This window comes from Streptomyces sp. NPDC006197 (genome assembly GCF_040613865.1).
In the GTDB taxonomy this organism is placed as follows: domain Bacteria; phylum Actinomycetota; class Actinomycetes; order Streptomycetales; family Streptomycetaceae; genus Streptomyces.
Genome location: NZ_JBEXSZ010000023.1, coordinates 55,494 through 72,837, shown reverse-complemented (window position 1 = coordinate 72,837; position 17,344 = coordinate 55,494). Strand labels below are relative to the sequence as shown.

Below are 17,344 nucleotides of genomic sequence, written 5' to 3'. Positions count from 1 at the left end.
GATCAGGGAGCGGCGTCTGGTGCCGTGCATCGCAAGGCGGAGGAGGGAGGCAACGCGGAGCGTTGTCGACCGACGACAACGCGGCGAGGCGCGGTGCCAGACGCCGCGAGCCCGGCCTGATCGGCAAGACACCCCCTACGGACGGAGGGCCCGCAGCAGGAGGCCGGCGAGGTGGTCGGCGACCTGCTGCGGGGTGAGGGGGCCGTCCGGGCGGTACCACGTGGAGAGGTGGTGCACGGAGCCGAAGTGGTAGTCGACGACGAGGTCGGCGGGCGTGGCGGAGGAGAAGACGCCCGCCCGCTGGCCTTCCTCGATCAGGGCCCGGAAGCGCTCGTGGTAGCGGCGCCGCTCGGCCCGCACCTGCTTGTGCTTCTCCGGGCTCAGGTGGTGCATGGAGCGGAAGAAGATGGACGCGTCGTCGAGGTTCTCGATGGTGGTGACGACGACGTCCGCGGCGGCGTCGCGCAGCCGGTCCTCGACGGGAGCGTCGGCGTCCGCGTAGGCGTCGAGCCGCTCCTGCTGGAGGCGCAGGACGCGGGAGTAGACCTCCTGGAGGAGGTCCTCCTTGGAGCCGAAGTAGTGGTAGAGCGCGCCCTTGGTGACCCCGGCCGCCTCGACGATCTCCTGAACGGAGGTGCGGTCGTAGCCCCGCTCGGCGAAGAGCCGGGTGGCGGCGGCGAGGAGCCTCTGGGGGACGGGGACGCCGCTCCCTTCCGTCGTCCTGGCCATGCTCCGCCGCCTTCCTCGATGATCGTTTTCGGTCACGGGAACGCGTTCCCGCCGCTAGATCTTCCCATCCGCCGGGACTACGGCCGACGGGCGCCCGTCTCCCAGGTCCGCTGGACGTGGTTCATCGTGCCGAGCCACCGCTCGGGGTCGGTGGCGCGGTTGCGGTAGTAGCCGGCGACCTCGGGGTGGGGCAGGACGAGGAAGCGGTCGGCGGCGATGGCGTCGAGGAGGGCGTCGGCGACGTCCTCGGGCTCGATGGCGGTGGGGGCGAGGACGAGTTCGCCGGCGGATCCGGCGGCGGTGAGCATGTCCGTACGGACGCCCTGCGGGCAGATCGCGTGGACCTTCAGGCCGCGGTGGCGGTAGGTGAGGGAGAGCCATTCGGCGAAGGCGTACGCGCCGTGCTTGGAGACGCTGTACGGCGCCGCGCCGATCATGGTGAGCAGTCCGGCGGCGGAGACGGTGGAGACGAAGCGGCCGTGGCCGCGCTCCAGCCACTCCGGGAGGAGGGCGCGGGCCGCGCGGACGTGGGCCATGACGTTGACGTCCCAGGCGGCGGCCCAGACGTCCTCGTCGGCGAAGGCGTCGCCGGGCGAGGAGAGTCCGGCGTTGGCGCACCAGACGTCGACGGTGCCGCCGAGGGCCTCGCGGGCCTCGTCGACGACGGCGGAGGCGTCGCCCGGGACGGGGACGGCGCCGATCTCCTCGGCCATCGCCTTGGTGCGCCCGGGGTCGAGGTCGTTGACGACGACGCGGGCGCCCTCGGCCGCGAAGCGGCGGGCGAGGGCGGCGCCGATGCCGCCGCCCGCGCCGGTGACGACGACACCGGCGCCCTGGAGCTCGTTCGTGTCCGTGGTCATGGACCCACCTCTCGGCTGTGACGACGCGCTGTGACGACCGGGACAGACTAACCAGTCGGTATGGAGTGGCGGAAGACCCGTTCCGCACGCCTCGTTCCCCCGGGCGGTCAGGAGCGCTAGCGTGCGTGCCCTTGTCACTGGCGAGGAGGTCCCGCATGAGCCTGTCGCGTCGGAGTCTGCTGGCCGCCGGAGGCGCCCTCGGGGCGGTGGCGGCAACCCCGCCCCCGGCCTCGGGAGTCCCCGCCTCCGGTCACGGCCGCGTGCGGACCGGCTTCGAGCGGCTCGCGGCCGACGGATACGCGCTCCTCGCGGGCGAACGGGTCGGCGTCGTCACCAACCCGACCGGCGTCACCCCGGACGCCCGCCACGTCGTGGACGTGATGCACGCCGACGAGCGGGTGGACCTGGTCGCCGTCTTCGGCCCCGAGCACGGCTTCCGGGGCACCGCCCAGGCGGGCGGCTCCGAGGGGCGGTACGACGATCCGGCGACCGGTCTGCCCGTCTACGACACGTACCTGAAGAGCGGGCGGCCGCTGGCGGACGTCTTCACCGCCTCCGGGGTGGACACCGTCGTCTTCGACATCCAGGACGTCGGCGCCCGCTTCTACACGTACATCTGGACGCTGTACGACTGCATGGCGGCCGCCGCCCTCGCCGGGAAGCGGTTCGTGGTCCTGGACCGGCCGAACCCGGTGACCGGACGGGCGGCGCTCGGCCCCGTCCTGGACCGGGCCTTCGCCACCTTCGTCGGACGGGAGCCGATCGCGCAGGCGCACGGCATGACGGTGGGGGAGCTGGCGAGGCTCTTCGACGGCGAGTTCCTGGCCGCGCCCGTCGCCCTGGAGACCGTGCGGATGACGGGGTGGCGGCGGACGGAGTTCTTCGACGCGACCGGACTGCCGTGGGTGCCGCCCAGCCCGAACATGCCGACGCCGGAGACCGCGCTCGTCTACTCCGGCACGTGCCTCTTCGAGGGCACGAACCTCTCCGAGGGCCGGGGCACCACCCGTCCCTTCGAGCTCCTCGGCGCCGAGGGGATCGACCGGCGGTGGGCGGAGGCGGCGAACGCCCTCGGTCTGCCCGGGGTCCGGTTCCGCGAGGCGTACTTCGCCCCGACCTTCTCCAAGTTCCAGGGGAGGACGGTGGGCGGGGTGCAGCTGCACGTCCACGACCGGCAGTCCTTCGACCCGGTACGGACGGGCATCGGACTCCTGGTCACGGCCCGCGCCTCCTGGTCCGGCTTCGCCTGGCGGGCGGACCACTGGATCGACAGGCTGACGGGCTCGACCCGGGTGCGGACCCTGATCGACGCGGGCGCGGGCGTGGACGAGGTCGTCGGTGCCTGGGAAGCGGACCTGAAGGCCTTCCGGGCGGTGCGCGAGGAGTACCTGCTGTACCGCTGAGAGGGGGGAGCCCCGTGCGGTACGGGTTCCGCGCCGACCCCCGTTCGCACGTCTGGGTGGGGCCGTACGCGGGCATGCTGGCCGAGGAGCCGCCGCCCGCGCACGGGGCGCACTCGGCGCTGCGGCCCCCTCGACGTGGAGGGACGGTCTGGCCGTGACCGGGATGAGTGTGGAGCCGTACCGGGAGATCACCTTCGACAAGGACGGCGACGGTCCACCGGGCCAGGCCTCGGAACTGGCCGCGCTGGCGCGCCGGGGGGTCGGCGACCTGGTGGTCTTCGCACACGGGTGGAACAGCTCGCCGTCCGGCGCCACCCGCCTGTGCTCCGACTTCTTCGCCCCCTTCCCCGGGCTGCTCGCGCCCGGGGTGGAGGCGGGGTACGCGGGGGTGATCTGGCCCTCGATGATGTTCTCGGACGAGCCGGTGCCCGACTACCGGGCACTCGTGACGGTCCTCCCGGAGAAGGAGCCGGTCATCGGGCGGCTCACGGAACTCCTCGCCGCCGCGCCGCCCGAGGAGGCGGCGTTCGCCGAGTTCGGGGCGCTGCTGCGGGAACTGACGGACGTGGACGCGGAGTCCGTGGCCGCCCGGGAGCCGGTGCCCGCGTTCCTGTTCGCGGACCCGGTCGCGGTGTGCGCCCTGTTCACCGGGGCGCTCGGGGGCACCGGTCCCGTCCCGCCGGAGGGCTTCTTCGGCGAGGGGCTGAAGCGGTACTGGAAGGGAGCCAAGGAGGCGCTGCGGCAGGCCACGTACTACGTGATGAAGAAGCGGGCCGGGCAGGTCGGCGAGCACGGGCTCGGAGCACTGCTCGGCGAGGTCGCGCGGACCGCCCCCGGACTCCGGGTCCACCTCGTGGGCCACAGCATGGGCGCCCGGCTCGTCGCGTACGCGCTGCGGGGGCTGCCCGCCGGGGCCCGGCCGGTCGCCTCCGTGACGCTCCTTCAGGGCGCCTTCTCGCACTACGCGTTCGCGGCGCGGCTGCCGCACGCCCCGGGGCGGTCCGGCTCGCTGCGGGACCTCCAGCACCGGGTGCGGGGGCCGGTGGTCGCCTGCTACTCGCGGCACGACACGGCGCTCGGGGTGATGTACCCGCTGGCGTCCCGGGTCGCGAACGACTCCGAGTCGCTGGCCGGCGCCGCGGCGGGGCTGCTCGGCACGGACGACCCGCGCTGGGGCGCGATCGGGCACGACGGCGTGCAGGCGGTGCCGGGGACGGTGGAGCGGACCCTCGCGGAGGTCCTGCGCGAAGGGGTGCCGGGCTCGGGGTGCGTGAGCGTGGACGCGGCCGAGGTGGTCCGCTCGCACGACGACATCCGCCGTCCCGAGCTGGCCCGGGTGGTGGTCTCGGCGTCCCGGACGGGCCGGTGAACCGTCCCTTCCGCCCCACTGATGGCTCCCATCGGAATTTCGATGGAACACGGCGGGGCTCCCGTTCGTCCCTCTGATATCGCCGAAGGACCAGCGACGGAGGTGGCGAGGGATGGCCGGTTTCCGGAGTCTCGCGAGACAGGTGCGCGATCCGGGGTGCGACACGGCGCTGCGCAGGTACTCGCTGCGCAAGTGTCTGGAGAGGTTCGCGCCCTACGGGCACCGCGCGACCTGGGACCATCTGTGCCGCAGGCACAGGTTCGGTCCCGAGGACCGGGAGCTCGACCCGGGGCGGCTCGTGGCCGCGCTCGACGAACTGGAGGAGGCGCGGGCCGTGTGGCTCGCGTACGAGGAGCGGTTCGCCGCCCGGCGGCGGCGCGAGAAGCAGGAGGGGCTGCGCGGGCTCGGCGCGCTCGACGACTGGCACCGGCGGGTCTGGGGCGGGAACGGCGTGGTCCGCTGCGAGGACCCGGCGGTGCACCCCTCGGACCCGCTGCCGGAGGTGCTGCGGCGGCTGATCGGCGCCCTGGAGCGGGGACCGGGCGAGGCGTGCCCGGTGTGCGCGGGGCCGCGGATCGAATGGGCGGGGCCGGGGCTCGGCCCGGTGTGCGGGGACTGCGGGGTGGGCGTCCCGCGCGCGGCCCTGACGTCGGGGGCGCTGGCCCGGGCCCGCGGCGACCGCCGGCGCCCGCTGGCCTCGGCGGCGTGAGGGCCCCTCGAACGAGACGCCCCCGCGCCCCGTGGTGGGCACGGCGGGCGGCCGCCGCGGTCGCCTTCGCGGCCCCGGTCGGCGATCCGGTCCTTGCGTTCCGGGGTGGTGGGGGTGACGCCACGGCGCCGTGTCACCCCTCCATGATCCACAACCCGGGATCGCTCTGACGACACCCCCTAGGCGGCGAGGGCGGCGACCACCTTGTCGGCCATGCGGGCGAGGAGGGCGGGGTCGGCGGGTGCCCGGCGCACGGTGGTGGCCCAGTACAGCGGGCCCGCCAGGAAGTCGAGGCACAGGTCCGGGTCCGTCTCGGCGGGCAGTTCACCGCGCTTGACGGCCCGTTCGAGGAGGGCGCCGACCTTGGCGCGGCGGCCCTCGCCGATCCGCTCGCCGAGCGTGGTGGCGATGCCGGGGTGGTAGGAGCGGGCGGCGAGCAGATCGGGGAGGATCCGGGAGACCAGCGGGTGCCGCAGCGCCTGGTCGGTCTCGGTCAGGTAGGCCAGCACGTCGCCGCGCAGGCTGCCGGTGTCGGGCGTGTCGGCGGCGGTGACCGAGACCTGCACGACGAGGTCGACGGTCATGGCCTCCTTGGACGGCCAGCGCCGGTAGATGGCGGCCTTGCCCGTGCCCGCGCGGCGGGCGACGGCTTCCAGGGACAGCTTCCCGTACCCCACTTCGGCGAGTTCCTCGAAGAAGGCGGTGCGGAGGGCGTCGGTGACCGTGTCCTGGAGGACGGGGCCGCCGGCGGGACGGGCGGTGGGTGGTCGGCTCATGCCTCCAGCATATCGAGACGGAACGGTTGCGTCTCGCCTAAGACGGGGAGTACGGTCGCGGAAGCCGAGACGGAACGGGTCCGTCTCGCCCATATGCCCTGGGGGCACCTGCCGTGAAGTTCCTCTTCCATGACGAGTCCTTCGCCTTCGAGACCCTGCGCACCGCCTGCTTCGCCCCCTACGGCGGCGCCGACCTCGGCGAGGTCGTCGTCACCGCGCGCGCCATCCCCGACGGCGACGAGGACGCCTGGTACGAGCAGTGGCGCGCCACCGCCGCCCGCGTCCACGCCCTGGGCGACGCGGCACTGGCCGCGGGGCACCGCGTCAGCGCCCGCGAAGCCCTCCTCCGGGCGTCGAACTACTACCGCACCGCCGAGTTCTACCTGCGTGACGATCCGTTCGGTGACGACCGCGCCAAGGAGCTCTCGTCCCTGGCGCGCGGCACGTTCGCCGGCGCCGCATCGCTCCTGGACACTCCTGTCGAGCCGGTCGCGATCCCGTACGAACACACCACGTTGCCCGGCTACCTGTTCCTCGTCGACGACTCCGGCACCCCGCGCCCAACCGTGATCTTCACCAGTGGCTTCGACTCGATCCTCGAAGAGGCCTACTTCGCCGTCGCCGCGGCCGCACTGCGCCGCGGCTACAACTGCCTGGCCTACGACGGTCCCGGCCAGGGCGCCGCCCTGCGCGACCAGCGCCTGTTCTTCCGGCCCGACTGGGAGGCGGTCCTCACCCCCGTGATGGACTTCGCCCTCACCCGGCCCGAGATCGACCCCGACCGCATCGCGCTGCACGGCTACAGCTTCGGCGGCCATCTGGTGGCCCGCGCCGCCGCCTTCGAACACCGGGCGGCGGCCCTCGTCCTCGACGGCGGCATCTACAGCTACTACGACGCCACCACCCGCCTCCTCCCCGCATGGCTGTTGCAGTGGACCGCCGACGGCCGCGACGAGGAGGTCGAGCACGTGCTGTCGCTCGCCCTGGCGGGCAACACGTCCCTGCGCTGGGCGCTGCGCAACGGCGTGTGGACCTTCGGGGCCGACTCGATCCCCGACTACGTACGCCGCTCACGTCCGTACACCCTGGACGGCGTCGCCCGGCGCATCACCACCCCGGCGCTCGTCTTCGACCCGGACAACGACTTCGTCTTCAAGGGCGAACCCGCCCGGCTGCACCGGGAGTTGCGGAGCCCGAGCACCCTGGTCACCCTGTCCGAGGCGGAGGGAGCGGGCGAACACTGCGGCTACGGCGGCCGCTCGACCCTCCACCAGCACATGTACGACTGGCTCGACCGGACCCTCTGACGCCGCAACGCCGTGGAACGGTGCTTCCACCGCCTCAAGCGATGGCGCGGCATCGCCCCCGGTCCGACAAGACCGCCCACTCCTGCCCAGCAGCCGTCACCCCCGCCCCGCCCCTGATGCGGGCCTGACGCTTCGGCGGCACCCCCCAGGGCCTGTCCGGCCCCGAATCCGCCGGACAGCACACCTAGGCCGTGTCGCCCGGCCCTCGCCGTACCGGGAGGAGGCGGGAGCCCGCCATCCGCTCGCCGAAGCGGTCGTCGGGGTTGGACAGGACGCACGTCTCCAGGGAGAGACAGCCGCAGCCGATGCAGTCCGTCAGATGGTCGCGGAGCCGGCCGAGCTGCTTGATGCGCTCGTCGAGTTCGGTGCGCCAGGCCTCGGAGAGCCGGGCCCAGTCCTCGTTCGTGGGCGTGCGCTCCTCGGGGAGCTGGGCCAGCGCCTCCCGAATGGTGGCCAGGGGGATCCCGACCCGCTGCGCGGCCCGGACGAAGGCGACCCTGCGGAGCGTGTCGCGGCCGTAGCGGCGCTGGTTTCCGCTGGTGCGGCGGCTCCTGATGAGCCCTTTCGCCTCGTAGAAGTGCAGGGCGGAGACGGCGGCCCCGCTGCGGGCGGAGAGCTGGCCGACGGTGAGTTCATGGAGCTTCTCTGGAATATGCGGCACTCGGGGAACCCTACTGGTGCGCCGACGGCGACCGTTGACAGCGGCCCCCGCACCCCACATGCTGAGCAAGCGCTTAGATACCGACCAGCGGGTATGCCGTACGAGAAGGGACGAGAACACATGGCCGAGCCGAGGATCTTCACCTCCGCCGAGGAGCTCCGCGCGGGAGTGGGCGAGCAGCTGGGGCACAGCGACTGGCTGGAGGTCGACCAGAAGCGGATCGACCTGTTCGCGGAGGCGACCGGGGACCACCAGTGGATCCACGTGGACCCGGAGCGCGCCAAGACCGGTCCCTTCGGCACGACGATCGCGCACGGCTACCTGACGCTGTCCCTCCTGCCGCTGTTCGTCCCGCAGATCCTGCGGGTGGAGGGCATGAAGATGGGCCTCAACTACGGGACGGAGAAGGTGCGCTTCCCCGCCCCGGTCCCGGTCGGCTCGCGCCTGCGCGCCACCGCGGTCCTGACGAAGGTCGAGGAGGCGGGCGGCGGCGTGCAGGTGACGGCGGCGGTGACCGTGGAGCGCGAGGGCTCCGAGAAGCCGGTCTGCGTGGCCGAGTCGGTCTCCCGCTACTACTTCTGAACGCCGACCATCCTGAGGACGAGGTCGGCGTAGAGCACGCCGATCTCGTCGGCCGTCCGGCGGCCCTGCGTGTTGAACCAGCGCGAGACGTCGATGCAGAGGGAGAGCACGGCGACCGCGGTGCCGGAGACGTCGAGCACGTCGAACTCGCCCGCCGCCGCGCCCTCTTCGAGGATCCGGCGGACGGTGGCGTCGGACTCGCGACGCAGCTCGATGATCTCGGCGCGGTGCTCGGGGCCGAGCGCGTCGAGCTCGTACTGGACGACCCGCGCGGTCGTGTGGCGCTCGGCGTGCCAGCGGACGAAGGAGCGGACGGCGTCGGCGAGCCGCTCGGCGGCGGTGCCGTCGCCGTCGGCCGCGGCCCGGAGGATCTCCAGGGCCTTGTCGTGGCCGATGCGGCTGATCCGGTGGAGCAGCTCTTCCTTGGTCTTGTAGTGGATGTAGAGCGCGGCGGGGCTCATCCCGGCGCGGCCCGCGATGTCCCGGGTGGTGGTGGCGTGGTAGCCGCGCTCGGCGAACGCCTCGACGGCGGCCACGAGCAGCCGCCGGGCCGCCTCGGGCGTGACCTCGTCCCAGGGCATGTCCTCGCCCCCGGGCGTCTCCTCCGCCGCGCTCATCCCACACTCCTTCTCGGTCCCCGTCAGGACGAACACCATACAACGAGGGTGAGCAAGCGCTTAGAGCTTCTGGAAGGGGTCGTGCTCGGCGAGGAGCTTCTCCAGGCGGGCCTGGTCGACCCGGCTGACGATCTGGCCGGCCTCCTGGCGGTCGCGGACGACCTTGGCGAGGGTGAAGGCCGAGGTCGTGAGGTAGAGGACCGAGATCGCGAGGAAGGCCCGCACCCAGCCGCTGGCGTCGAGCTGGTAGATCCCGACGGCCACGGCGGCGATCGCGATCCCGAAGGAGATGACGGCCTGCATGTAGTAGGCGGCGGTGTTCTGCTGCTTGACCGGTGTGTCGCTCATGCCGCACAGCATCGGACGGATGTGGCCGGCGCCACATCCGTCCGCGTACTCAGCGACGTACTCAGAAGGCCGAGACCCCCGTCAGCGCCCGGCCGATGATGAGTTTCTGGATCTGGCTGGTGCCCTCGTAGAGGGTCATGACGCGGGCGTCGCGCACCAGCTTCCCGACCGGGTACTCGTCGATGTAGCCGTAGCCGCCGAAGACCTGGAGGGCGTTGTTCGCGGCGCGGACGGCGGCCTCGGAGGCGTACAGCTTGGCCTTGGAGGCGGCGGTGGCGAAGTCCCGGCCCCGGTCGATCAGGTCGGCGACCCGCCAGGTGAGCAGCCGGGCGGCGTCCACGTCGACGGCGATGTCGCTGAGGAGCTCCTGGACCAGCTGGTACGAGGCGATGGGCTTTCCGAACTGCTCGCGCTCCCCGGCGTACCGGACGGCCGCGTCGAGTGCGGCCTGCGCGATGCCGACGCAGCCGGCGGCGACCGACATGCGCCCCTTGGCGAGGGCGGACATGGCGACGGCGAAGCCCTTGCCCTCGGGGCCGAGCATGGCGTCCGCCGGGACGCGGACGTCCTCCAGGACGAGTTCGGCGGTGGCCTGGCCGCGCAGGCCGAGCTTGCCGTGGACGGGGCGGCGGGTGAGGCCGGGGGTGTCGGCGGGGACGAGGAAGGCGGAGACGCCCTTGTGGCCGGGCGCGTCGTTCGTGCGGGCGAAAAGCAGCACGACGTCGGCCCAGGTGCCGTTGGTGATGAACATCTTGCTGCCGTTGACGACGTACGCGTCGCCGTCCCGCACGGCGCGGGTGGCCAGGTTCCCGGCGTCGGAGCCGGTGCCCGGCTCGGTGAGGCCGAAGCAGCCGAGCGCCTCGCCGGTGGCGAGCCGGGGCAGCCACTCCCGCTTCTGCTCCTCGGTGCCCCAGGAGGCGATCGTCTTGGCGACCAGGCCGAGGGAGACGGAGACGATGCCGCGCACGGAGGAGTCCCCGCGCCCCAGCTCCTCGGTGACGAGGCAGTACGCGAGGTGGTCGCCGCCCGAACCGCCGTACTCCTCCGGGATCGTGAGCCCGAGGAAGCCGACGGCGCCGAGCTTCTTCACGACGGCGCGGTCCACCTGCTCGGCGCGGTCCCACGCGACGGCGTGCGGGGTGACCTCACGCGCGACGAAGTCCTCGGCGAGCCGCCGTACGGCCTCCTGCTCCTCGCTCAGTTCCAGATTCATGCGGTGCCACCCCACTCGGCCACTTAATTACCACTGCTAGTTTTTCTGGTGCGGGCCTACTATGTGCGCCATGGCCCGACCGCGCAAGCCCCTGCTCAGCCGAGAACGCATCGTCGAGACGGCGGGCGCGCTCGTGGACGCGGAGGGCCTCGCGGCGCTCTCCACCCGGCGGCTCGCCGCCGAACTCGGCGTGAGCGGGCCCTCGCTCTACAACCACTTCCGCACGAAGGACGAGATCCTCGACGCGGTCGCGGACGCGGTGAGCGCGAAGATCGACCTGTCGATGTTCGCGGCGGACGACGGCCGGGACTGGCGGACGGCGCTGCACGACTGGGCGGTCTCCTACCGCGCCGCCCTCGCCGACCACCCGCACATCGTCCCCGTCCTGGCCCAGGGGCCGGGCCGTCGCCCGGCGGGCCTGAAGGTCGCCGACGCCGTCTTCGGCGCCATGGTCCGGGCGGGCTGGCCCCCGGCCCAGGCCACCTCCATCGGCGCGCTGATGCGGTACTTCGTCACCGGCTCCGCCCTCGGCTCCTTCGCCAGTGGCTTCGTCGACGACGAGACGGCCTACGACCCGGCCGACTACCCCCACCTCGGCCAGGCCCACCTCCTCGCGGAGCGCCGCCAGAAGGTCGACGAGGGGGCGTTCGAGACGGGCCTGCGGGCGCTGCTCGACGGTCTGCGGCTGCAGTACGAGGCGGTCCCGGCCCGCCGGTCCGCCACCGCGCCCGACGGTTCGGCCGGCGCCGAAGCGTGAGTGCGGCAGGCTTGCCCCATGGCAGCCAGTGATCTCGCCGCGCTCGCGGCGCTCTTCGCGGACGAGAGCCGCGCCGCGTTCCTGCTCGCCCTGCTCGACGGGCGGGCCTGGACCGCCGGGGAGCTCGCCCGGCACGCCGGGGTGGCGCCGTCCACCGCCAGCGAGCACCTGGGGAAGCTGGTGGCGGGCGGGGTGCTCGCGGAGGAACGGCAGGGCAGACACCGGTACGTGCGCCTCGCCGATCCCGGGATCGCCCACCTCGTGGAGGACCTGGCCGCCCGATCCGAGCCCGAGGCGCCCGCGCCGCCGCGCTCGCTGCGCGCCGCGAGCGCCGGGCGGGCGATGGCGCGCGGCCGGACCTGCTACGACCACCTCGCGGGACGGCTCGGCATCGCGATCGCCGACGCGATGACGGAGCGCGGGCTGCTGCGCCAGGACACCGGGTTCGCGCTCACGGACCGGGGCCTGGCCTGGTTCGACGAGCAGGGCATCCCCCTCGTACGGAAGGGGCGGCGGCCCGTCGCTCGCGGCTGCCTCGACTGGACCGAGCGCCGCCCGCACCTCGCGGGGCTCGCGGGCGCCGCGCTGTGCCGGCACGCGCTCGACGCCGGATGGTGCGTGCGGATCGGGTCCGAGCGGGCGGTGAAGGTGACGGCGGAGGGCGAGACCGCCCTGCGGACCGGCCTCGGCATCCCGGCGACGGCGCTGCGCTGAGCGGGGCGGGGCGGGGCGGGGCGGGGCGGGGCGACGAGCCGCGTCTCCGTCCCGTACCGCCCGCTCGATATTGCGGTGAGCGCCGAACGGTTCGCCGCCTACCGTCGGGGCATGCAGAAGCAATCCTCCCGGCTCGCGCTCGCCGCCGCCGGTGTCACCGTGGTCCTGTGGGCCTCCGCCTTCGTCTCCATCCGCAGCGCCGGGGCGGCCTACTCCCCCGGCGCGCTCGCGCTCGGCCGGCTGCTCGCCGGGGCGCTGGTCCTCGGGGCCGTGCTCCTGGTGCGGCGGGAGGGGCTGCCGCCGCGGGCCGCCTGGCCGGGGATCGTGACCTCGGGGCTGCTCTGGTTCGGGGCGTACATGGTGGTCCTGAACTGGGGCGAGCAGGAGGTCGACGCGGGCACGGCGGCGATGGTGGTGAACATAGGGCCGATCCTGATCGCCCTGCTCGGCGCGCGGTTCCTCAAGGAGTCGCTGCCGCCCCGGCTGCTCGCGGGCATGGCGGTCTCCTTCGCGGGGGCGGTGACCGTCGGCCTGTCCATGTCCGGCGGCGGCTCCGGCGGGCACGCCTCCGTGCTCGGGGTGGTCCTCTGCCTGCTCGCGGCGGTGGCGTACGCGGGCGGGGTCGTGTCCCAGAAGCCGGCGCTGGCGCACGGCAGCGCGCTCCAGGTGACGACCTTCGGGTGCCTGGTGGGGGCGGCGGCCTGTCTGCCCTTCGCCGGGCAGCTGGTGGAGGAGGCGGGCCGGGCCCCGCTGTCGGCGACCCTGAACATGGTCTACCTGGGGGTGTTCCCGACCGCGCTCGCGTTCACGACCTGGGCCTACGCCCTCGCCCGTACGACCGCGGGCCGGATGGGCGCGACGACGTACGCGGTGCCCGCGCTCGTCGTGCTCCTCGCGTGGGTGTTCCTGGGCGAGCTGCCGGGTCTGCTCACGCTCGCCGGGGGTGCGCTGTGCCTCGCGGGCGTGGCCGTATCCCGCTCCCGGGCGCGGGCCACCGTGCCCGCCGGAACGGCTGAATCCACCTGACAGGCCATACCTCCGGTTCCGGTCACTTCGCGGGACGCCCGTGCGGGGTGGGCGTCCGCGACCTGGGGTGAAAGCGAGCGTCAAGCCCCCAGATTCAGCCGCGCGGACGACAGGCCACGTTTCGCCGCTCCCCGGCCGGATAGTTTCGAAGCGGTCACAGGCGCAGGACGGAACACAACGCTCCGGCACCTTCTCGAAAGCCCACGGGGGAGCTCATGGCGATTCAGCAGCGGGCGGAGCGGACGAGACAGGAAATCCTGTCGTCGGCCGCGCGGGTGTTCGACAGAGTGGGTTACGAGCGGGCGTCCCTCGCCCGGATCGCCGGCGAGGCCCGGCTGACCACCGGCGCCCTGGTCTTCCACTTCGCGACCAAGTCGGATCTGGCGACCGCGGTGCGCGGGCGGGCCCGCGCGGTCACCCGGATCACGGTCGAGTCGGCCTGCTTGTCCATGGAAGGGGTGGGCGGCACCGCGATCGACAAGCTGGTGATCACCACGCACGCGCTGATCCGGCTCTTCGAAACCGACCCCGTGGCGCGGGCCGGGGAGCGCCTCGCCCGCGAACTGCAGTCGGCCGACCCCGGGCCCGGGCAGGAATGCCCCTGGCGGCGCGAGGTGGGCCGTCTCGCGCGGTACGCGGTGGCGGAGAAGGCCCTGCGGCCGGGCGTGGACGCGACGGCGGTCGCGGCGCTGATCGGCTACGTGATCACCGGGGTCGAGCTGGAGATGCGCCGCCCGACCGCCCCGGCCCACGAGTTCTGGCCCGCGGAGAGCGGCGCCCTGCACGACCCGGCCGAGGAACGCCTCCGCCGCATCTGGGAGCTGATCCTGCCGGGGCTCGTCCACCCGGCGGCCCCGGCAGCCCCGGCGCCGTCGAAGGCGCCCTCGCAGGACAGGTCAGCGACCGCCTCCTGACTCAAGGAGACGACGGGCGAAGACCGTCAGCGCACGTCCGATGCGCTCGGCCGACAGGCCGAGCTGGTGCCGCTGGAACTGGAAGAGTTCGGGCGACAGCGGACTGAGCGCGATGTCGATCAGCGGATCCGGGTCCTCGACCCCGTGGTCGACCAGCAGGGTGCGCACGTGGACGCGCCAGAAGCCGTACGCGCCCGTCCGGAAGCGCGCGGGGCCGGTCTCCGCCCCCAGCGCCAGCGGCAGGTGCCGTTCGAGCAGATCGAGCATCGCCAGATAGAACGCCGCGAGCCGCTCCCCGGCCGGTGCGCCGGGTCCGAGCGGCGGTGGCCCGTAGATGAGCTGCCCCTGCAGCCGGCGCTCGTGCTCGTCGAGCAGCGCCACGGCGACCGAGGACGGATCGGGGAAGCTGCGGTACAGCGTGGCGCGGCCGACGCCCGCCGCCTTGGCGATCCGGTCCATGGTGACCGATCGCGGGTCCTGTTCGGCGAAGAGCTGCTCGGCCGCCGCCAGGATCTGGGCGCGGTTGCGCTCCGCGTCCGCGCGTCTGCGCGGGGCGACCGGCTGCTCCTCCGCCGCCTGAAGATCGCCGAGGAGTCCGCCGACCCGGTGCACGGAGGCGGCTCCACGACCTCGCTGCTCGTCGTCGCTCATGGACCAGACCTTACTTCCCCCGGGGCTAAGTGGACACCTTGTCCGTTTGCCATGTTGCATGGCATGCTAAACGGACTCAGTGTCCACTTATCCGCTCGCCATCCCGCCCCAGGGAGATCCAGATGCACACCGCGCTCCTCGCCGCGGCCCTGCTGGTCGGCTGCCTCCTGGCCGTCCAGGCCTCGGTGAACCTCCAGCTCAACTCGGCCGTCGGCACCCCGTACGGCGCTTCGACCATCCAGCTCGGCGTCGCGACCACGCTGCTCGTCGTGCTCGCGGTGGCGGCCGGCGCGCTCGGCGCGCTCGGCAAGCTGCCCGACGTGGAGTGGTGGCAGCTGCTCGGCGGACTCGCCAGCCCCCTCTACATCACCAGCGGCATCCTGCTGTTCCCACGGCTCGGCGCCCTCGCCGCCGTCGGACTCTTCGTCACCGGCCAGATGTTCGCCTCGCTCGCCCTCGACCTCTTCGGTCTCCTCGGCCTGAAGCAGAAGGACCTGAGCGTCGGCATCGTCCTCGGCGCCCTCGCCGTCCTCGCGGGCATCGTCGTGATCATCCGGGGCATGAAGGCCGCGGCCCCTCCCGGCGCCCCCAAGATGTCGAGCGCCGGCCGCGTCGGCTGGCTCGCCCTCGGCATCGTCGCCGGCGGCGTGCTGCCGGTCCAGGGCGCGGTCAACGCCCAGCTGCGCGCCCAGCTGAAGGAGCCCATCACCGTCGCCGTGATCAGCTTCGCCGTGGCGACCTTCACCATCGCCGTCGTCCTGCTCGTGCTCTACGCGACCCGGAAGACCCCGAAGCCCAAGATCGCCCCGCTGAAGAAGATGCCCTGGTGGGGCTGGCTCGGTGGCGCCTGCGCCGCCGCGTACGTCACCGGCACCTTCCTGCTCATCCCCACCATCGGCGCGGCCGTGACCATCGCCCTCACCGTGACGGGACAGCAGCTGACCTCCGCGCTGATCGACCACAAGGGCCTGTTCAAGCTCCCGCAGCGCTCCCTGACCAGGCCCCGCGCCCTGGGCCTCGCCCTGCTGATCGCCGGCTCCCTGACCATCCAGCTCGTCTGACCGGGGCCGGCGCCCCGGGCCCTCCGCCCGGGGCCCCCGGCCCGCTCGGTGCGTCATGAAAGGTGAATCGTGAGAACGTCCTACACCGCCGGGCCGGACATCCACGTCCTCCCCTCGGCCCTGCCCATCCCCGGCCTCGGCGACCAGCCGGTGAACGCCTTCCTCGTACGGTCCGGGCAGCCGCTCCTCGTGGACACCGGCATGCCCGTCGACCGGGAGGGCTTCCTGGACTCCCTCTGGTCGCTGATCGACCCGGCCGATCTGCGCTGGGTCGTCGTCACCCACGACGACCGCGACCACACCGGCGCACTCGGCCGGATCCTCGATGCCGCGCCGCACGCGAAGGTGCTGACCAACGCGATATCACTGACGCGAATATCGGAGGAGTTCAGCATTCCCCAGGAACGGGTAGTAACCGCGAACCCGGGAAGTCGCGTGAAAGTCGGCGATCGCGAGCTGAGCTTTCACCGGCCGCCCACCTTCGATTCACCCGGAACCCTCGCCGTGTTCGACCATTCCGATGGAACGCTCTACAGCTCCGACAGCTTCGGCACCGTCGTCGAAGAAATTCGCCAGGACTTCACCGACCTTTCCGAGGAAGAATTCTTCCACGGCTTCGAGGTGCTGAACCGCGCAATAGCCCCGTGGACCGCGCTGGTCGACGAGGCGAAGTTCCTGCGGCCCGTGCGCGAGCTGGCCGCGCTGCGTCCCGCGCGGCTGCTCAGCGCCCACGGGCCGACCGTCGAGGAGAGCGCCGTACCCCGGCTCTTCGAGGCGATGGCCCGCATCCCGTCCCTGCCCGCCTGGCTGCCGGACGCCGACCTCGACCTCGAGGCGGCGCTCGACGCCCACGAGTCCAGCGCCGGCTGAGCACCGCTCCGCCCGCGCACCTGAACAGAGGAGAACCATGTCCGACCCGACCACCGCCGACCTGACCCCGCCGCGCGGAGTCGTCACCGTCTTCTCCGACATCTGGTGTTCCTTCGCGCACATCGCCATCCACCGGCTGCACGCCACCCGGGCCCGCCTCGGCCTGGAGGAGCAGGTCTCCTTCGACCTGCGCGCCTTCCCGCTGGAGCTGCTGAACGACGCCCCGAGCCCGCGCCCCGGCACGGACAGCGAGGTCGCCCGGATGGCCAGCCTGGAGCCGGCCGCCGGCTGGCAGCTGTGGCAGGCCAAGGACTGGCTGTACCCCTCGACGACGCTGCCCGCCCTGGAGGCGGTGCTCGCCGCGAAGGAGCAGAGCCTGAACGCCTCGGAGCAGCTCGACCTCGGGCTCCGCCGGGCCTTCTGGGCCGAGTCGCGCTGCATCAGCCACCGCAAGGTGATCCTGGACGTGGCCGCGGAGACGGGCGCCGTCGACGTCGACGCCCTCACCGAGGCGCTGGACGACGGGCGGGCCCGCCGGACCCTCGCCGACCAGGCCGCGCTGTCCAGGAGCGACCGCGTGAACTGCAGCCCGCACCTGTTCCTGCCCGACGGCTCCGACCACGCCAACCCCGGCATCGACGTGGGCTGGGAGGGCGCGTACGGCATTGGCTGGCCGGTGATCGCCTCGGACGACCCGAAGGTGTACGAGGACATCCTGCTGCGGGCCGCCACGGAGTAGCCGAAAAAGCCGCCGGCGGCGGCGGATAAAAGAGAACG

General features: G+C 73.1%; 20 protein-coding genes. 12 read left to right on the top strand and 8 right to left on the bottom strand.

The features are described 5' to 3' along the window. Positions 1-135: 135 nt before the first annotated feature. The gene (locus tag ABZ318_RS10405) at positions 136-729 is read right to left on the bottom strand and encodes a TetR/AcrR family transcriptional regulator (RefSeq protein WP_356902064.1); all 594 of its coding nucleotides are present in this window, start codon (positions 727-729) and stop codon (positions 136-138) included. Positions 730-806: 77 nt separating this feature from the next. Continuing rightward, a complete protein-coding gene (locus ABZ318_RS10400; RefSeq protein WP_356902063.1) occupies positions 807-1,589 on the bottom strand; it encodes an SDR family oxidoreductase in 783 nt (260 codons plus the stop codon). A gap of 155 nt (positions 1,590-1,744) precedes the next feature. Between ABZ318_RS10400 and ABZ318_RS10395 the strand changes: the two genes are divergently transcribed. The 3 genes from ABZ318_RS10395 to ABZ318_RS10385 all read left to right on the top strand — a co-directional run bounded on the left by ABZ318_RS10395 (position 1,745) and on the right by ABZ318_RS10385 (position 5,070). Next, positions 1,745-2,992, top strand: coding sequence for a DUF1343 domain-containing protein (locus ABZ318_RS10395; protein ID WP_356902062.1), 1,248 nt, complete (start codon positions 1,745-1,747; stop codon positions 2,990-2,992). Between the two features lie 163 nt (positions 2,993-3,155). Further along, positions 3,156-4,361 carry an alpha/beta hydrolase gene (locus ABZ318_RS10390; RefSeq protein WP_356902065.1) on the top strand — a complete coding sequence of 402 codons (1,206 nt, stop codon included), beginning with the start codon at positions 3,156-3,158 and terminating at the stop codon, positions 4,359-4,361. A 112-nt stretch (positions 4,362-4,473) separates the two neighbouring features. Beyond that, complete coding sequence (locus ABZ318_RS10385) at positions 4,474-5,070, top strand: hypothetical protein (RefSeq protein ID WP_356902061.1); 597 nt, start codon at positions 4,474-4,476, stop codon at positions 5,068-5,070. A gap of 179 nt (positions 5,071-5,249) precedes the next feature. Here ABZ318_RS10385 and ABZ318_RS10380 read toward each other — a convergent pair whose 3' ends face one another. After that, positions 5,250-5,846, bottom strand: coding sequence for a TetR/AcrR family transcriptional regulator (locus tag ABZ318_RS10380; protein ID WP_356902060.1), 597 nt, complete (start codon positions 5,844-5,846; stop codon positions 5,250-5,252). A 113-nt stretch (positions 5,847-5,959) separates the two neighbouring features. Here ABZ318_RS10380 and ABZ318_RS10375 point away from each other — a divergent pair, with 113 nt between their 5' ends. Beyond that, a complete protein-coding gene (locus tag ABZ318_RS10375) occupies positions 5,960-7,153 on the top strand; it encodes an alpha/beta fold hydrolase (RefSeq protein WP_356902059.1) in 1,194 nt (397 codons plus the stop codon). A gap of 184 nt (positions 7,154-7,337) precedes the next feature. Here the strand turns inward: ABZ318_RS10375 and soxR are convergent, their stop codons facing one another. After that, the gene (gene soxR / locus ABZ318_RS10370; RefSeq protein WP_356902058.1) at positions 7,338-7,814 is read right to left on the bottom strand and encodes a redox-sensitive transcriptional activator SoxR; all 477 of its coding nucleotides are present in this window, start codon (positions 7,812-7,814) and stop codon (positions 7,338-7,340) included. 120 nt (positions 7,815-7,934) lie between these two features. Here soxR and ABZ318_RS10365 point away from each other — a divergent pair, with 120 nt between their 5' ends. After that, positions 7,935-8,396 carry a MaoC family dehydratase gene (locus ABZ318_RS10365; protein WP_356902057.1) on the top strand — a complete coding sequence of 154 codons (462 nt, stop codon included), beginning with the start codon at positions 7,935-7,937 and terminating at the stop codon, positions 8,394-8,396. On the opposite strand, the gene ABZ318_RS10360 is transcribed toward ABZ318_RS10365, so the two are convergent. From ABZ318_RS10360 to ABZ318_RS10350, 3 genes are all read right to left on the bottom strand, one after another. Then, on the bottom strand, positions 8,387-9,013 hold the full coding sequence (locus tag ABZ318_RS10360) for a TetR/AcrR family transcriptional regulator (RefSeq protein WP_356902056.1): 627 nt from the start codon (positions 9,011-9,013) through the stop codon (positions 8,387-8,389). The genes ABZ318_RS10365 and ABZ318_RS10360 overlap by 10 nt on opposite strands. Before the next feature lie 60 nt (positions 9,014-9,073). Then, positions 9,074-9,361 (bottom strand): YiaA/YiaB family inner membrane protein, encoded by a 288-nt coding sequence (locus tag ABZ318_RS10355; protein WP_356902055.1) that lies wholly within the window; start codon positions 9,359-9,361, stop codon positions 9,074-9,076. A 61-nt stretch (positions 9,362-9,422) separates the two neighbouring features. After that, positions 9,423-10,574 carry an acyl-CoA dehydrogenase family protein gene (locus ABZ318_RS10350; protein ID WP_356902054.1) on the bottom strand — a complete coding sequence of 384 codons (1,152 nt, stop codon included), beginning with the start codon at positions 10,572-10,574 and terminating at the stop codon, positions 9,423-9,425. Positions 10,575-10,644: 70 nt separating this feature from the next. Here ABZ318_RS10350 and ABZ318_RS10345 point away from each other — a divergent pair, with 70 nt between their 5' ends. The 4 genes from ABZ318_RS10345 (at position 10,645) to ABZ318_RS10330 (ending at position 13,985) form a co-directional block, all read left to right on the top strand. Then, positions 10,645-11,331 (top strand): TetR/AcrR family transcriptional regulator, encoded by a 687-nt coding sequence (locus ABZ318_RS10345; RefSeq protein ID WP_356902053.1) that lies wholly within the window; start codon positions 10,645-10,647, stop codon positions 11,329-11,331. Positions 11,332-11,349: 18 nt separating this feature from the next. After that, positions 11,350-12,045 carry a winged helix-turn-helix domain-containing protein gene (locus tag ABZ318_RS10340; RefSeq protein ID WP_356902052.1) on the top strand — a complete coding sequence of 232 codons (696 nt, stop codon included), beginning with the start codon at positions 11,350-11,352 and terminating at the stop codon, positions 12,043-12,045. Positions 12,046-12,156: 111 nt separating this feature from the next. Further along, positions 12,157-13,071 (top strand): DMT family transporter, encoded by a 915-nt coding sequence (locus tag ABZ318_RS10335; protein ID WP_356902051.1) that lies wholly within the window; start codon positions 12,157-12,159, stop codon positions 13,069-13,071. Positions 13,072-13,286: 215 nt separating this feature from the next. Beyond that, positions 13,287-13,985, top strand: a complete 699-nt coding sequence (locus ABZ318_RS10330; protein WP_356902050.1) for a TetR family transcriptional regulator — start codon at positions 13,287-13,289, stop codon at positions 13,983-13,985. Here ABZ318_RS10330 and ABZ318_RS10325 read toward each other — a convergent pair. Continuing rightward, positions 13,968-14,636: a helix-turn-helix domain-containing protein gene (locus ABZ318_RS10325; protein ID WP_356902049.1), complete on the bottom strand. Its 669-nt coding sequence runs from the start codon at positions 14,634-14,636 to the stop codon at positions 13,968-13,970. The two genes, ABZ318_RS10330 and ABZ318_RS10325, sit on opposite strands and share 18 nt — an antisense overlap. 122 nt (positions 14,637-14,758) lie before the next feature. Between ABZ318_RS10325 and ABZ318_RS10320 the strand changes: the two genes are divergently transcribed. The 3 genes from ABZ318_RS10320 (at position 14,759) to ABZ318_RS10310 (ending at position 17,306) form a co-directional block, all read left to right on the top strand. Beyond that, positions 14,759-15,697 (top strand): DMT family transporter, encoded by a 939-nt coding sequence (locus tag ABZ318_RS10320; RefSeq protein WP_356902048.1) that lies wholly within the window; start codon positions 14,759-14,761, stop codon positions 15,695-15,697. 69 nt (positions 15,698-15,766) lie between these two features. After that, positions 15,767-16,567, top strand: a complete 801-nt coding sequence (locus ABZ318_RS10315) for an MBL fold metallo-hydrolase (protein ID WP_356902047.1) — start codon at positions 15,767-15,769, stop codon at positions 16,565-16,567. A 37-nt stretch (positions 16,568-16,604) separates the two neighbouring features. Continuing rightward, on the top strand, positions 16,605-17,306 hold the full coding sequence (locus ABZ318_RS10310; RefSeq protein WP_225804265.1) for a DsbA family protein: 702 nt from the start codon (positions 16,605-16,607) through the stop codon (positions 17,304-17,306). Positions 17,307-17,344: the final 38 nt, after the last annotated feature.

Excerpts from the sequence above, each read along its gene's own strand:
- ABZ318_RS10405 (WP_356902064.1), bottom strand. The coding sequence starts at position 729 with ATGGCCAGGACGACGGAAGGGAGCGGCGTCCCCGTCCCCCAGAGGCTC.
- ABZ318_RS10400 (WP_356902063.1), bottom strand. The coding sequence starts at position 1,589 with ATGACCACGGACACGAACGAGCTCCAGGGCGCCGGTGTCGTCGTCACC.
- ABZ318_RS10395 (WP_356902062.1), top strand. The coding sequence starts at position 1,745 with ATGAGCCTGTCGCGTCGGAGTCTGCTGGCCGCCGGAGGCGCCCTCGGG.
- ABZ318_RS10390 (WP_356902065.1), top strand. The coding sequence starts at position 3,156 with ATGAGTGTGGAGCCGTACCGGGAGATCACCTTCGACAAGGACGGCGAC.
- ABZ318_RS10385 (WP_356902061.1), top strand. The coding sequence starts at position 4,474 with ATGGCCGGTTTCCGGAGTCTCGCGAGACAGGTGCGCGATCCGGGGTGC.
- ABZ318_RS10380 (WP_356902060.1), bottom strand. The coding sequence starts at position 5,846 with ATGAGCCGACCACCCACCGCCCGTCCCGCCGGCGGCCCCGTCCTCCAG.
- ABZ318_RS10365 (WP_356902057.1), top strand. The coding sequence starts at position 7,935 with ATGGCCGAGCCGAGGATCTTCACCTCCGCCGAGGAGCTCCGCGCGGGA.
- ABZ318_RS10360 (WP_356902056.1), bottom strand. The coding sequence starts at position 9,013 with ATGAGCGCGGCGGAGGAGACGCCCGGGGGCGAGGACATGCCCTGGGAC.
- ABZ318_RS10355 (WP_356902055.1), bottom strand. The coding sequence starts at position 9,361 with ATGAGCGACACACCGGTCAAGCAGCAGAACACCGCCGCCTACTACATG.
- ABZ318_RS10350 (WP_356902054.1), bottom strand. The coding sequence starts at position 10,574 with ATGAATCTGGAACTGAGCGAGGAGCAGGAGGCCGTACGGCGGCTCGCC.
- ABZ318_RS10345 (WP_356902053.1), top strand. The coding sequence starts at position 10,645 with ATGGCCCGACCGCGCAAGCCCCTGCTCAGCCGAGAACGCATCGTCGAG.
- ABZ318_RS10340 (WP_356902052.1), top strand. The coding sequence starts at position 11,350 with ATGGCAGCCAGTGATCTCGCCGCGCTCGCGGCGCTCTTCGCGGACGAG.
- ABZ318_RS10335 (WP_356902051.1), top strand. The coding sequence starts at position 12,157 with ATGCAGAAGCAATCCTCCCGGCTCGCGCTCGCCGCCGCCGGTGTCACC.
- ABZ318_RS10330 (WP_356902050.1), top strand. The coding sequence starts at position 13,287 with ATGGCGATTCAGCAGCGGGCGGAGCGGACGAGACAGGAAATCCTGTCG.
- ABZ318_RS10325 (WP_356902049.1), bottom strand. The coding sequence starts at position 14,636 with ATGAGCGACGACGAGCAGCGAGGTCGTGGAGCCGCCTCCGTGCACCGG.
- ABZ318_RS10320 (WP_356902048.1), top strand. The coding sequence starts at position 14,759 with ATGCACACCGCGCTCCTCGCCGCGGCCCTGCTGGTCGGCTGCCTCCTG.
- ABZ318_RS10310 (WP_225804265.1), top strand. The coding sequence starts at position 16,605 with ATGTCCGACCCGACCACCGCCGACCTGACCCCGCCGCGCGGAGTCGTC.